The organism is Pseudomonas sp. AC016, from assembly GCF_979253365.1.
The window spans coordinates 1,778,595-1,791,893 of sequence record NZ_CEEDCC010000001.1; the positions used below are offsets into that span (position 1 = coordinate 1,778,595).

Genomic DNA, 13,299 nt, shown 5'->3' on the forward strand with positions numbered 1-13,299 from the left:
TCGAAATTAAGCGCACCAAATATGATCATTCCTACCCACTCTGTCGCCACTCGTGCAGCCGGTTCGTTACGAATCTGCTTCACCCGTCCGGCATTCAGCGACTCGCTTCCTGTAAAACTGACCTGCCCGCAGACCTCAGCCGCGATGAGCAGGCAGAACGCCATGCATTTATATGAAATAGCGACAACCGCTTACACTTCAAACGCACGTTCGTCTCTCTGGTTCGGAAATTGCTACTTTTAGAACATCTGGCCTACGCCGGTAGCAACAAGCCTCGCGTGTTCCCAACACCCCCATCAGGTTTTAAGGACTGAATAATGAAAAAAGCATGGCTGACCCTTTCCGCATTGGCTTTGTGCCTGGCCGCTGGTAACACAATGGCCAAGGAGTACAAGGAACTGCGCTTTGGCGTCGATCCTTCTTACGCACCGTTCGAATCCAAAGCCGCCGACGGCAGCCTGGTGGGCTTCGATATCGACCTGGGCAACGCCATCTGCAAAGAGCTGAAAGTGACATGCAAGTGGGTCGAAAGCGATTTCGACGGCATGATCCCTGGCCTCAAGGCTCGCAAGTTCGACGGCGTGATCTCGTCCATGACCGTGACCCCGGCTCGCGAGAAAGTCATCGACTTCTCCAACGAACTGTTCTCCGGCCCGACCTCGCTGGTGTTCAAGAAAGGTGCAGGCCTGACCGCTGATCCGGCCAGCCTGAAAGGCAAGACCGTAGGCTACGAGCAAGGCACCATCCAGGAAGCCTACGCCAAGGCCGTACTCGACAAGGCTGGCGTGAAAACCCAGGCCTACGCCAACCAGGATCAGGTTTACGCTGACCTGACCTCCGGCCGTCTGGACGCCTCCATCCAGGACATGCTGCAGGCCGAACTGGGCTTCCTGAAGTCGCCAGCTGGCGCCGACTATGAAGTCAGCAAGCCAATCGACAGCGAACTGCTGCCAGCCAAGACTGCCGTCGGCATCGCCAAAGGCAACAAAGAGCTGAAAGCACTGCTCGATAAAGGCATCAAAGCCTTGCACGATGACGGCACCTACGCCGAAATCCAGAAGAAGCACTTCGGCGACCTGAATCTGTACAGCGGTAAATAACACCCCGACGCCCATCGATTTCGGCGATGATTCGTCGCCCGCTTCGATGGGCGTTTCTGTTCGTGACCGCTCAAGGCTTTATCCATGCTCGACTCACTGATGCACACCCTCGGACTTTCGGCTTTCAGCCTGAAGGGCTTCGGCCCTCTGTTGCTGCAAGGCACATGGATGACCATCAAACTTTCGGTACTGTCCCTGTTTCTGAGCATCGTGCTCGGGCTGATAGGGGCCAGCGCCAAACTGTCGAGCTCAGCGCTGCTGCGCGTGCCGGCACAGGTCTACACCACCTTGATTCGCGGCGTCCCGGATCTGGTGTTGATGCTGCTGATTTTCTACAGCCTGCAAACCTGGCTGACCAGCCTGACCGATGCCATGGAATGGGAATACATCGAGATCAACCCGTTCAGTGCGGGCGTCATCACGCTGGGTTTCATTTACGGCGCATATTTCACCGAGACCTTCCGGGGCGCGATTCTGTCCGTGCCACGGGGTCAGATCGAAGCGGCCACCGCCTACGGCCTCAAACGCGGCCAGCGGTTTCGCTATGTGGTGTTTCCGCAAATGATGCGTTATGCCCTGCCAGGTATCGGCAACAACTGGCAAGTGCTGCTCAAGGCGACCGCGCTGGTGTCGATCATCGGCCTCGCCGATCTGGTCAAGGCTTCGCAGGACGCAGGCAAGAGCACCTATCAACTGTTCTACTTTCTGGTGCTGGCGGCGCTGATCTACCTGGCGATCACCAGTGCGTCGAATTTCGCCTTGCGCTGGGCTGAACGGCATTACGCCGCAGGCAGCCGGGAGGCGCAGCGATGATTGAGTTACTTCAGGAATACTGGAAACCCTTCCTTTATACAGACGGCGTGAACGTGACCGGCCTGGCCATGACCATGTGGCTGCTCAGCGCGTCCATTGCCATCGGTTTCTGCCTGTCGATTCCGCTGTCCATCGCCCGCGTGTCGAAGAACCGCTGGGTCCGCTGGCCGGTGCAGTTCTACACCTACCTGTTTCGCGGCACCCCGCTCTATATACAGTTGCTGATCTGCTACACCGGCATTTACAGCATTGCAGCAGTGCGTGAGCAGCCGTTGCTGGATGCGTTCTTTCGCGACGCGATGAACTGCACCATCCTGGCGTTCACGCTGAACACCTGCGCGTACACCACCGAGATTTTTGCCGGTGCGATCCGCAGCATGGCCCACGGCGAGGTCGAAGCGGCCAAGGCTTATGGTTTGAGCGGCTGGAAGCTGTACGCCTATGTGATCATGCCGTCGGTGCTGCGCCGCTCGCTGCCTTATTACAGCAACGAAGTGATTCTGATGCTGCACTCGACCACCGTGGCCTTCACTGCCACGGTGCCGGACATTCTGAAAGTCGCACGGGATGCCAACTCGGCGACCTTCATGACTTTCCAGTCCTTCGGAATCGCTGCCGTCATGTACCTGACCGTCACCTTCATTCTGGTCGGGTTGTTCCGTCTTGCCGAACGTCGCTGGCTGGCCTTCCTCGGCCCCGCTCACTAATCAGGACAGAACCGATGCAGCATCACACCCATGATTTGCTGTCGCCGGTGCCCGGCACCGGGCGCTGCGTTCACAGTTTTCATTACGGGCCGCAGAGCGGCGCGGGCAAGGTCTACATTCAGGCTTCACTGCACGCTGACGAACTGCCCGGCATGCTGGTCGCCTGGTACCTGAAGCAGCGTCTGGCCGAACTGGAAAACGCCGGTCGCCTGCTGGGCGAAATCGTCGTGGTGCCGGTGGCCAACCCCATCGGCCTGGAACAGGTGTTGATGGACACGCCACTGGGCCGCTATGAACTGGAGAGCGGACAGAATTTCAATCGCGGGTTCGTCGACCTCGGGCAGCATGTGGGTGACGAGATCGAAGCGCGGCTGACCCAGGACGCAATTCAGAACCGTACGCTGGCGCGCGACAGCCTGCGTGCAGCCCTCAACGCTCAGACTGCCACGACCCAGTTGCACTCGTTGCGCCTGACGCTTCAGCGGCTGGCCTGCGACGCCGACATGGTGCTGGACCTGCACTGTGACTTCGAGTCGGTCGAGCACCTGTACACCACGCCCGAGGCCTGGCCGAAGGTCGAGCCGCTGTCGCGTTATCTCGGCGCGCAGGCCAGTCTGCTGGCCACCGACTCTGGCGGTCAGTCGTTCGACGAATGCTTCACGCTGGTCTGGTGGCAATTGCAGCAGCGCTTCGGTGAACGCTTTCCGATCCCGATGGGCAGCTTCTCGGTGACCCTTGAGTTGCGCGGGCAAGGCGACGTCAATCATTCACTGGCGAGCCGCGATTGCCAGGCAATCATCAATTACCTGATCGACTTCGGCCTGATCGACGGCGAACGGCAGATGCCGCCCGAACTGCTGTACCCCGCCACGCCTCTGGCTGCAGTCGAACCGGTCGCGACCCCGGTCGGCGGCTTGCTGGTGTTCTGTGCGATACCGGGCGAGCACGTCGATGCAGGGCAACTGATCGCCGAAATCATCGACCCGATCAGCGACGCCGTGACCAGCATTCATGCGCTCAACGCCGGCCTGCTGTATGCGCGCTCGTTGCGCCGAATGGCCACCGCTGGCATGGTCATCGCCCATATCGCGGGCACGCAGGCCTACCGCAGCGGCTACCTACTTTCTCCTTGAGGACCTCTCATGTACAAACTGACCATCGATGGCCTGCACAAGCGCTATGGCGACAACGAGGTGCTCAAAGGCGTATCGCTCAAGGCCAGCAGCGGTGATGTGATCTGCCTGATAGGCGCCAGCGGTTCGGGCAAGAGCACGTTCCTGCGGTGCATCAACTTTCTGGAACAACCCAACGACGGCGCTATGAGTCTGGACGGCCAGCAGGTGCGCATGGTCAGCGACAAGGACGGCATGCGCGTTGCCGACCCGGACGAATTGCAGCGAATCCGCACCCGACTGGCGATGGTGTTTCAGCATTTCAACCTGTGGGCGCACATGACCGTGCTGGAAAACATCACCATAGCGCCACGCCGGGTGCTGGGCGTGCCCAAGGCCGAAGCCGAAGCCCGCGCACGCAAATACCTGGACAAGGTCGGCCTGCCTGAGCGCGTGGCCGATCAGTATCCGGCGTTCCTGTCCGGCGGCCAGCAACAGCGCGTGGCGATTGCCCGTGCGCTGGCGATGGAACCGGAGATCATGCTGTTCGATGAACCGACCTCGGCGCTCGACCCGGAGCTGGTCGGTGAAGTGCTGAAAGTGATTCAGGGCCTGGCCGATGAAGGCCGCACCATGATCCTGGTGACCCACGAAATGGGCTTCGCCCGCAAGGTCGCCAGCCAGGTGGTGTTTCTGCACCAGGGCCAGATCGAGGAGTCCGGTCACCCGGATGAAGTGCTGAACAACCCGAAGAGCGAGCGGCTGCAGCAGTTCCTGAGCGGAAACCTGAAGTAGCTGCGCAGGTGACGCGCTGCGATGCGATGATCGCTCCCACGCTCAGCGTTATACACAAGTACGCCTCAACACTGATCGTGCCCATCGCTCCGCGTGGGCATGCATCCCGTGACGCTCCGCGTCACAAATGGCATAGACTGCGGATTCAGTGAGCCGAACGCATGACGTGGATAACGCTGGAGCTTGGGCACACATCTGCGCCACATTCGAGAGCGGACGCGGAGCGTCCTGAGCGGCATTCCCACGCGGAGCGTAGGAACGATCAGCGTGATCTCAAGCACGCCGATCATGCCCATGCTTGTGCTCAGTGTTATACCCGAGTCTTGCCCCCTCTTATCAAACAACCTGTAAGCCACTGAAGGAATGCGATTTTTTGTAGGAGCGCGCTTGCCCGCGATTGCGTCATGTCAGTCACTTTCGTTTTGCCCGCCGTTGTGCGCGTCTTTCGGACTTGTGTATAACGATGAGCGCTCGGCATGGTAACGCCGCCCAGGACGCTCCGCGTCCAGGTGCGTCACGCCATACATAACCGTTTAAAACTATTACCCTTTTCCCGCTGTCTCTGAACTATCGCCCTTCAGAGCATTTTCAATCGCATGAGCAGACCCAACGATTTCGCTCAACGATGGTTTCGGGCCCGAGGCTGGAAGGCGTTCGCGTTTCAAAAGGAAGTCTGGGCAGCCGTGAAACAGGGCGAGTCCGGCCTGCTGCATGCCAGCACCGGCTCGGGTAAAACCTACGCGGTGTGGTTTGCAGCCCTTAACCGCTTCGCCACTACCAAAACCCCGCCCGAAGACAAACCCCGCAAGAAAAAGCCGCCCGCCGCGCCATTGAGCGTCATGTGGATCACGCCCATGCGCGCACTGGCTGCGGACACCGCACGCGCACTGGAAGCTCCGTTGGCCGAGCTGGACATCAACTGGTCTGTGGGCCTGCGCACCGGCGATACCAGCAGCAGCGAGCGAGCCAGGCAAGGACGTCGCCTGCCATCAGCCCTGATCACCACGCCTGAAAGCCTGACCCTGCTGCTGACCCGCGCCGACGCCCAGCCGACGCTTTCCACGTTGCGCATGGTCGTAGTGGACGAGTGGCATGAGCTCATCGGCAACAAGCGCGGCGTCCAGTTGCAACTGGCATTGGCTCGTTTGCGCCAATGGAATCCGCAACTGATCGTGTGGGGCATCTCCGCTACGCTGGGTAACCAGCAGCACGCGCAGGAGGTGCTGCTGGGCGAAGGCGGCGTCACGGTTCAAGGCAAGGTCATCAAACAGCTGCAGGTCGATACGCTCCTGCCACCGTCCATTGAACGCTTTCCGTGGGCCGGGCACATGGGCCTTCGCATGCTGCCGCAGGTAGTTGCAGAAGTAGAGAAAAGCGCCAGTTGCCTGCTGTTCACCAACACTCGCGCACAGTCGGAAATCTGGTATCAGGCGTTGCTCGAAGCGCGCCCGGACTGGGCAGGACTGATCGCCCTGCATCATGGCTCATTGGCCCGCGAAGTACGCGACTGGGTAGAGCGGGCATTGAAAGAAGGCTCGCTCAAGGCCGTGGTCTGCACCTCCAGTCTGGATCTGGGTGTGGATTTCCTGCCCGTGGAGCGCGTGCTGCAGATCGGTTCCCCCAAGGGCGTCGCACGTCTGATGCAACGTGCCGGTCGCTCGGGTCACGCACCTGGCCGCCCTTCACGCGTTACGCTGGTGCCGACCCACAGCCTTGAGCTGGTGGAAGCGGCCGCCGCCCATGACGCCGTAGCGGCGCGAATGATCGAACCCAGAGAATCGCCTCACCAACCGTTGGATGTGCTGGTGCAGCATCTGGTCAGCGTGGCGCTGGGCGGAGGCTTTGTGCCGGATGAGCTGTTGGCGGAAGTGCGCACAGCCTGGGCGTACCGGGACCTGAACGACGAGCAGTGGCAGTGGGCGCTGGCCTTCGTGCGCAATGGCGGCCACTCACTCACCGCCTACCCCGACTACCGCCGCGCCGAGCCGGACGAACACGGCATCTGGCGCGTGCCCGATGCGCGACTCGCACGTCGCCATCGAATGAGCGTCGGCACCATCGTCAGCGATGCCACGATCAACCTCAAATACTGGAAGAAAGGTGGCGGTGGCGGTTCGCTTGGCAGCGTCGAAGAAGGCTTCATCGCCCGCCTCAAGCCCGGCGATGGCTTTCTGTTCGCCGGTCGACTGCTGGAGCTGGTCAGGGTCGAGAACATGACCGCCTACGTAAAACGCGCCACCGGCAAGAAAGCCGCCGTGCCGCGCTGGAATGGCGGGCGTATGCCGCTGTCCAGCGAGCTGGCGGACGCTGTGGTCGAGAAATTCGACGCTGCGGCGCATGGCCACTTTGAAAGCCCCGAGATGCAGGCCGTCAAACCGTTGCTTGAAGTGCAGCGCCAATGGTCCGGATTGCCGCAGCGCGACACGCTGCTGGCCGAGACGCTCAAGTCCCGCGAGGGCTGGCATCTGTTTCTCTATCCGTTCGCCGGGCGCCACGTGCACCTGGGGCTGGCGAGCCTGCTGGCCTGGCGTCTGAGCCGACACCAGCCGCTGACGTTTTCGATAGCCGTCAATGATTACGGCCTGGAACTGCTGAGCGCCAGCGAGCTTGATTGGACGCAGGTGCTTGATGACGATCTGTTTTCGGAAGTCGATCTGATGGCTGACATCATCGCCAGCCTCAACGCAGGCGAACTGGCGCTGAGACGTTTTCGTGAAATCGCTCGCATCTCGGGGCTGGTGTTTTCAGGCTATCCCGGCGCGGCCAAGAGCAACCGTCAACTGCAGGCTTCCAGCGGGCTGTTTTTCGAGGTCTTCAAACAGTACGACGCCGGCAACATGCTGCTGACTCAGGCGGAGCAGGAAGTGCTGCGCCAGGAGCTGGATCTGGTCCGACTGGAACAGACCCTGCGCCAGATCAACAGCCGCAGGCTCGATCTACATACGATCAAGCGCGCCACCCCGCTGGCGTTTCCGTTGCTGGTGGAGCGCTTTCGCGAAAGCCTCAGCTCGGAAAAACTGGCCGACCGCATTGCTCGCATGGTGCGTGATCTCGAAAAAGCCGCAGGGCCGGAGCCTGAACGATGAAACCCTGCATGGCCATCACACTGGCAGACGAAGCGTTGTGGTTGCTGGCAGACAAGGCCATCTATTACCCGGCCGAGCACGCCCTGCTGATCGCCGACGCCCACTTTGGCAAAGCGGCGGCCTACCGCAAGCTCGGCCAGCCTGTGCCGCATGGCACGACCCAGGAGAACCTGCGGCGTCTGGATCAGTTACTGGATGAGTATCGCTGCGAGCACCTGATCTTTCTTGGCGATTTTCTGCACGCCCCCGAATCCCACGCGCTGAGTACGCTCAATACGCTGCACGAGTGGAGAGAACGCAGGTCAGGGCTGAAGATCACCCTTATCCGCGGCAACCACGACAGGCGCGCGGGAGATCCGCCATCCAGCCTGAACATCGATGTAGTACCGGAACCGCTGCTGCTCGGCCCGTTCGCCTTGCAGCATGAACCGGACCCGCATCCGACCCACCACGTTCTGGCCGGGCATGTTCACCCGGTCTACCGGCTGCACGGACGGGGGCGCCAGAGCCTGCGGCTGGCGTGTTTCTACCTGGGCGAGCGAATCAGTCTGCTGCCAGCGTTCGGGGAGTTCACAGGGGGCTTCAATATTCAGCCAGCCATCGGCACGACCATTTATGTGACCGGAGACGGCGCGATCTGGCGTGTGGCCTGAGACGAGTCAAATGGCTTGAAAACGAAAAACGCCCGCTGCCTGTCGAAAGGCAGCGGGCGTTGAGGAATCAGGCTACAGGCGCAGGTGGCGGCTCATCCGGCAAAGTAGGTTCACCGGGCTCCGTAGGTTGCGGGAACGGAGTGTCAGGATCCGGTTGCCCCGGAACACCACCTCCCACCATGTTCAATTCTGTGTGAGCCATCAGAGACCAGGCCAGCAGGCCAATCTCGTTGAGCGGAGGAGATGTTTCCTGTTCAGAGGTTTTGAACGTTGTCTTCATAGGTCACTCCTGATCAATGGCCTTCGCCTACAACTGTAAACGAATGCATGTGAGGCAATAGAGTGCGAAAACGAACATTAATTCCATCCAAGGACAGGAAACAACCGCAAAATCAGGTCCGTGGCAGTGTGACGCCACGCTGGCCCTGATACTTGCCGCCACGGTCCTTGTAGGAAACCTCACACTCTTCGTCCGATTCCAGAAACAACATCTGTGCCACGCCTTCGTTGGCGTAGATCTTCGCCGGCAATGTCGTGGTGTTGGAGAACTCCAGCGTCACGTGGCCTTCCCACTCAGGCTCGAGCGGCGTCACGTTGACGATAATCCCGCAGCGCGCGTAGGTGCTTTTTCCCAGACAGATGGTCAGGACGTTGCGCGGAATCCGGAAATATTCGACGGTGCGAGCCAGCGCGAACGAGTTGGGCGGAATGATGCAGACGTCACTCTTGATGTCGACAAAACTTTTTTCATCGAAGTTTTTCGGATCGACAGTGGCCGAATTGATGTTGGTGAAGACCTTGAATTCGTCGGCGCAACGCACATCGTAGCCGTAGCTCGACACACCAAAGGAGATCAGCCGGTTGGCACCTTCGCCACGCATCTGACGCTCGACGAAGGGCTCGATCATGCCGTGTTCCTGCGCCATGCGGCGAATCCACTTGTCCGATTTGATGCTCATGGCGATGTCCTGATTTGCGAGGTGAAAAAGATGTTGGGCATCTTACCGGGCCTGCGCCACGTGTTCAAAGGCAACATATGTATAGCTGGCGAGACCTGAGCCGCCGTTTCGAAGCGAATGGAAATAATCATCAATAGACCATTGGCACGTCCGACAAAAAGGGTTAAGGTGGCGTCACTGTGTTGCTTGTGTCACTGAGAATCTCTACACGATGTTGAATTTCGATCCAACCATCTCCATGAATTTTCCAGCTCTTTGCACTCAGTCTCGGCCAGGGCTCTTCCTACGCCGCAGTTAACTTTGTCCAAGGAGATATACTATGTCCAATCGCCAAACTGGTACCGTTAAGTGGTTCAACGATGAAAAAGGCTTCGGCTTCATCACTCCACAATCCGGTGACGACCTGTTCGTGCACTTCAAAGCTATCCAATCCGACGGCTTCAAAAGCCTGAAAGAAGGCCAACAGGTTTCTTTCATCGCTACCCGCGGTCAGAAAGGCATGCAAGCTGAAGAAGTTCAAGTTATCTAACTTGTACTGATTCGCTTAAAAACCCCGCCCTCAAAAGCGGGGTTTTTTATTGCCTGCGATTCAAGCCAAGGCTTGGCTGTCGATTCGAATGGGGCCGAACGAGCCGACCCACACTCGATATTTTCTTACCGATCAGTCGTCACTGACAGAGATCGTCGGCATGGCCGGACTGGCCGCTTCCTGCAGAACGATCCGCGCGCCAACATGGCGAGCCAATTCCTGATACACCATCGCAATCTGACTCTCCGGCTCGGCAATCGCTGTCGGCTTGCCACCATCGGCCTGCTCGCGAATCAACATCGACAGCGGCAATGAGGCCAGCAACTCGACGTCGTACTGCGACGCCAGCTTCTCGCCACCGCCTTCACCGAACAGATGCTCGGCGTGTCCGCAATTCGAGCAGATATGCACGGCCATGTTTTCCACGACGCCCAACACCGGAATATTGACCTTGCGGAACATCTCGACCCCCTTGCGCGCATCCAGCAAGGCGAGGTCCTGCGGGGTGGTAACGATGACGGCACCGGCCACCGGGACTTTCTGTGCCAGCGTCAGCTGGATATCACCAGTGCCTGGCGGCATGTCGATAATCAGATAATCCAGATCATTCCAGGCAGTCTGGGTAACGAGCTGCAGCAAGGCGCCCGAAACCATCGGACCGCGCCAGACCATCGGCGTGTTGTCGTCTGTCAGGAAGGCCATCGACATCACTTCGATACCGTGCGCCTCAATCGGCACGAACCATTTCTGGTCCTTGATCTTCGGCCGCGTACCTTCGGGAATGCCGAACATCACGCCCTGGCTCGGGCCATAGATGTCCGCATCGAGAATGCCCACCCGCGCACCCTCGCGAGACAGCGCCAGCGCCAGATTGGCTGCCGTGGTGGATTTACCGACACCGCCCTTGCCCGAGGCAACAGCCACAATATTCTTCACATTGGCCAGACCCGGGATCTGGCTCTGGGCCTTGTGGGCGCTGATCACGGTATCGATTTCGACTTTCGCTGCCGAAACCCCGTCGATATTCTCGATCGCGGTCTTCAACACATGCGCCCAGCCGTTCTTGAACAGGTCAGCGGCATAGCCCAGCTCAAGCCGCAGGGTGACGTGCGATCCGTCGATGTCGATGGCCCGCACGCAACCGGCGCTGAGCGGGTCCTTATTCAGATAAGGGTCGGTGTACTGGCGAAGAATCGTCTCCACCGTCGCGCGATTGACAGCGCTCATGGGCTCGCTCCGAAAAAAGACTGACTAAAACAGGCGGCTATCCTACCTGTTCTGTCGTGTGCCGACATGGTTTCGCTGCACATCCGGGCGCATTCCCACAGCGGCACGAGGTGAAAAAAATTGCTCAGACCTTTATAGTGGCCGACCTCCGTTCCAATTCAAGTAGCCGAGCCCAATGTCCGAGCCACGCAAGATTCTCGTTACCAGCGCCCTGCCCTATGCCAATGGTTCCATCCACCTTGGCCACATGCTCGAGTACATCCAGACCGACATGTGGGTGCGGTTCCAGAAGCACCGCGGCAACCAGTGCACCTATGTTTGCGCAGACGATGCCCACGGCTCGGCAATCATGCTGCGCGCTGAAAAGGAAGGCATCACGCCTGAACAGCTGATCGCCAACGTCAAGGCCGAGCACAGCGCCGATTTCGCCGACTTTCTGGTGGATTTCGATAACTTCCACTCGACGCACTCGGACGAAAACCGCGAGCTGTCGAGCATGATCTACACCCGTCTGCGCGATGCCGGGCATATCGCTACGCGCTCGATCACGCAGTACTTCGATCCTGAAAAGAAGATGTTCCTGGCCGACCGCTTCATCAAGGGCACCTGTCCGAAATGTGGCACCGAAGATCAGTACGGCGACAATTGCGAAAAGTGCGGTGCCACCTATGCACCCACCGACCTGAAAGACCCGAAATCGGCGATTTCCGGCGCGACGCCCGTGCTCAAGGATTCCAAGCACTTCTTCTTCGACCTGCCCGCCTTCGACGCCATGCTCAAAGACTGGACACGCAGCGGAACACTGCAGGACGCCGTCGCCAACAAAATCGCCGAATGGCTGGACAGCGGCCTGCAACAGTGGGACATCTCACGCGATGCGCCGTACTTCGGTTTCGAGATTCCTGACGAGCCGGGCAAATATTTCTATGTCTGGCTGGACGCACCGATCGGCTACATGGCCAGCTTCAAGAACCTGTGCGCACGCCGTCCGGATCTGGACTTCGATGCCTATTGGGCCAAGGACGCGACCACCGAGTTGTACCATTTCATCGGCAAGGACATCGTCAATTTCCACGCCCTGTTCTGGCCCGCCATGCTGGAAGGCGCAGGCCTGCGCAAGCCGACCGCCATCAATGTCCACGGCTACCTGACCGTCAATGGTCAGAAGATGTCCAAATCCCGTGGCACATTCATCAAGGCACGCACCTACCTTGATCACCTGTCCCCTGAGTACCTGCGCTATTACTACGCCTCGAAACTGGGCCGTGGCGTAGATGACCTGGACCTCAACCTTGAAGACTTCATCCAGAAGGTCAATTCGGACCTGATCGGCAAGGTCGTGAACATCGCCAGCCGTTGCGCCGGCTTCATTCACAAGGGCAATGCCGGTGTCATGGTGTCTGCCAATGCTGCGCCCGAACTGACTGACGCCTTCCTGGCTGCCGCGCCGAGCATCGCTGATGCTTACGAAGCCCGCGATTTCGCCCGTGCCATGCGCGAGACCATGGCCCTGGCCGACCGCGCCAATGCCTACATTGCAGAAAAGGCGCCCTGGGCGCTGGCCAAGCAGGAAGGCAAGCAGGACGAAGTGCAGGCCGTCTGCGCATTGGGCATCAACCTGTTCCGCCAGCTGGTGATCTTTCTCAAACCGGTACTGCCGAAGCTGGCTGCCGACGCCGAGGCGTTCCTCAACGTCGCACCGTTGACCTGGGATGATCACAAGACACTGCTGGTCGACCATCAGCTCAACCCGTTCTCGGCCCTGATGACCCGGATCGATCCGGTCAAGGTGGAGGCCATGACAGCTGCATCCAAGGAAGATCTGACTGCGAGCGCGACTGATACAGCGCCCCAGGGTAACGGCGAACTGGCCAAGGATCCTCTTTGCGCGGAAATCGACTTCGATGCGTTCGCGGCAGTGGACCTTCGCGTCGCATTGATCCTCAAGGCCGAACACGTGGAAGGCGCGGACAAACTGCTGCGCCTGACCCTCGATATCGGTGATGAGCAGCGCAATGTGTTCTCCGGCATCAAGAGCGCCTACCCGAACCCGAGCGAGCTGGAAGGTCGCCTGACCATGATGATCGCCAACCTCAAGCCCCGCAAAATGCGCTTCGGCATTTCGGAAGGCATGGTGATGGCAGCCGGTCCCGGCGGCGAAGAAATCTACCTGCTCAGCCCGGACAGCGGCGCCAAGCCCGGCCAGCGCATCAAGTAACACACCGCAAAGCCCGGTATCCGTTGATCGTTTACGGATGCCGGGCTTTTGCATATCCGCAAGAATGATCTCCTGACCCCTACTGGCTACAGCCTGGTCC

The 13,299-nt window shown here is 59.5% G+C and carries 12 protein-coding genes; 9 read left to right on the forward strand and 3 right to left on the reverse strand.

What is annotated here, in order from left to right; translation table 11 throughout:
- Nucleotides 1–317: 317 nt before the first annotated feature.
- The 7 genes from AC0IXS_RS07865 (at nucleotide 318) to pdeM (ending at nucleotide 8,266) form a co-directional block, all read left to right on the forward strand.
- On the forward strand, nucleotides 318–1,100 hold the full coding sequence (locus AC0IXS_RS07865; protein ID WP_004888172.1) for a transporter substrate-binding domain-containing protein: 783 nt from the start codon (nucleotides 318–320) through the stop codon (nucleotides 1,098–1,100).
- Between the two features lie 84 nt (nucleotides 1,101–1,184).
- Complete coding sequence (locus tag AC0IXS_RS07870) at nucleotides 1,185–1,913, forward strand: ABC transporter permease (RefSeq protein ID WP_004888169.1); 729 nt, start codon at nucleotides 1,185–1,187, stop codon at nucleotides 1,911–1,913.
- Nucleotides 1,910–2,620, forward strand: coding sequence for an ABC transporter permease (locus tag AC0IXS_RS07875; RefSeq protein WP_025996574.1), 711 nt, complete (start codon nucleotides 1,910–1,912; stop codon nucleotides 2,618–2,620). Before AC0IXS_RS07870 ends, AC0IXS_RS07875 begins: the two co-directional genes overlap by 4 nt.
- A 14-nt stretch (nucleotides 2,621–2,634) precedes the next feature.
- On the forward strand, nucleotides 2,635–3,753 hold the full coding sequence (locus tag AC0IXS_RS07880; protein ID WP_471824302.1) for a succinylglutamate desuccinylase/aspartoacylase family protein: 1,119 nt from the start codon (nucleotides 2,635–2,637) through the stop codon (nucleotides 3,751–3,753).
- A gap of 9 nt (nucleotides 3,754–3,762) precedes the next feature.
- Entirely contained in the window at nucleotides 3,763–4,527 is a 765-nt protein-coding gene (locus tag AC0IXS_RS07885; protein ID WP_122668380.1) for an ABC transporter ATP-binding protein, read from the forward strand.
- Between the two features lie 596 nt (nucleotides 4,528–5,123).
- Nucleotides 5,124–7,613: a ligase-associated DNA damage response DEXH box helicase gene (locus AC0IXS_RS07890; RefSeq protein ID WP_122668381.1), complete on the forward strand. Its 2,490-nt coding sequence runs from the start codon at nucleotides 5,124–5,126 to the stop codon at nucleotides 7,611–7,613.
- Nucleotides 7,610–8,266: a ligase-associated DNA damage response endonuclease PdeM gene (gene pdeM, locus AC0IXS_RS07895; protein ID WP_057409512.1), complete on the forward strand. Its 657-nt coding sequence runs from the start codon at nucleotides 7,610–7,612 to the stop codon at nucleotides 8,264–8,266. Before AC0IXS_RS07890 ends, pdeM begins: the two co-directional genes overlap by 4 nt.
- A 67-nt stretch (nucleotides 8,267–8,333) precedes the next feature.
- On the opposite strand, the gene AC0IXS_RS07900 is transcribed toward pdeM, so the two are convergent.
- Both AC0IXS_RS07900 and dcd read right to left on the reverse strand, forming a co-directional pair.
- Nucleotides 8,334–8,546, reverse strand: a complete 213-nt coding sequence (locus AC0IXS_RS07900) for a hypothetical protein (RefSeq protein ID WP_025996578.1) — start codon at nucleotides 8,544–8,546, stop codon at nucleotides 8,334–8,336.
- A 112-nt stretch (nucleotides 8,547–8,658) separates the two neighbouring features.
- Nucleotides 8,659–9,225 (reverse strand): dCTP deaminase, encoded by a 567-nt coding sequence (dcd, locus tag AC0IXS_RS07905; protein WP_004881882.1) that lies wholly within the window; start codon nucleotides 9,223–9,225, stop codon nucleotides 8,659–8,661.
- A 319-nt stretch (nucleotides 9,226–9,544) separates the two neighbouring features.
- Between dcd and AC0IXS_RS07910 the strand changes: the two genes are divergently transcribed.
- Entirely contained in the window at nucleotides 9,545–9,754 is a 210-nt protein-coding gene (locus AC0IXS_RS07910; RefSeq protein WP_002554837.1) for a cold-shock protein, read from the forward strand.
- Nucleotides 9,755–9,886: 132 nt separating this feature from the next.
- On the opposite strand, the gene apbC is transcribed toward AC0IXS_RS07910, so the two are convergent.
- Complete coding sequence (gene apbC, locus AC0IXS_RS07915) at nucleotides 9,887–10,981, reverse strand: iron-sulfur cluster carrier protein ApbC (protein WP_057409513.1); 1,095 nt, start codon at nucleotides 10,979–10,981, stop codon at nucleotides 9,887–9,889.
- Between the two features lie 175 nt (nucleotides 10,982–11,156).
- Between apbC and metG the strand changes: the two genes are divergently transcribed.
- The gene (gene metG, locus AC0IXS_RS07920) at nucleotides 11,157–13,199 is read left to right on the forward strand and encodes a methionine--tRNA ligase (protein ID WP_122668382.1); all 2,043 of its coding nucleotides are present in this window, start codon (nucleotides 11,157–11,159) and stop codon (nucleotides 13,197–13,199) included.
- The last annotated feature ends 100 nt before the right edge of the window (nucleotides 13,200–13,299 follow it).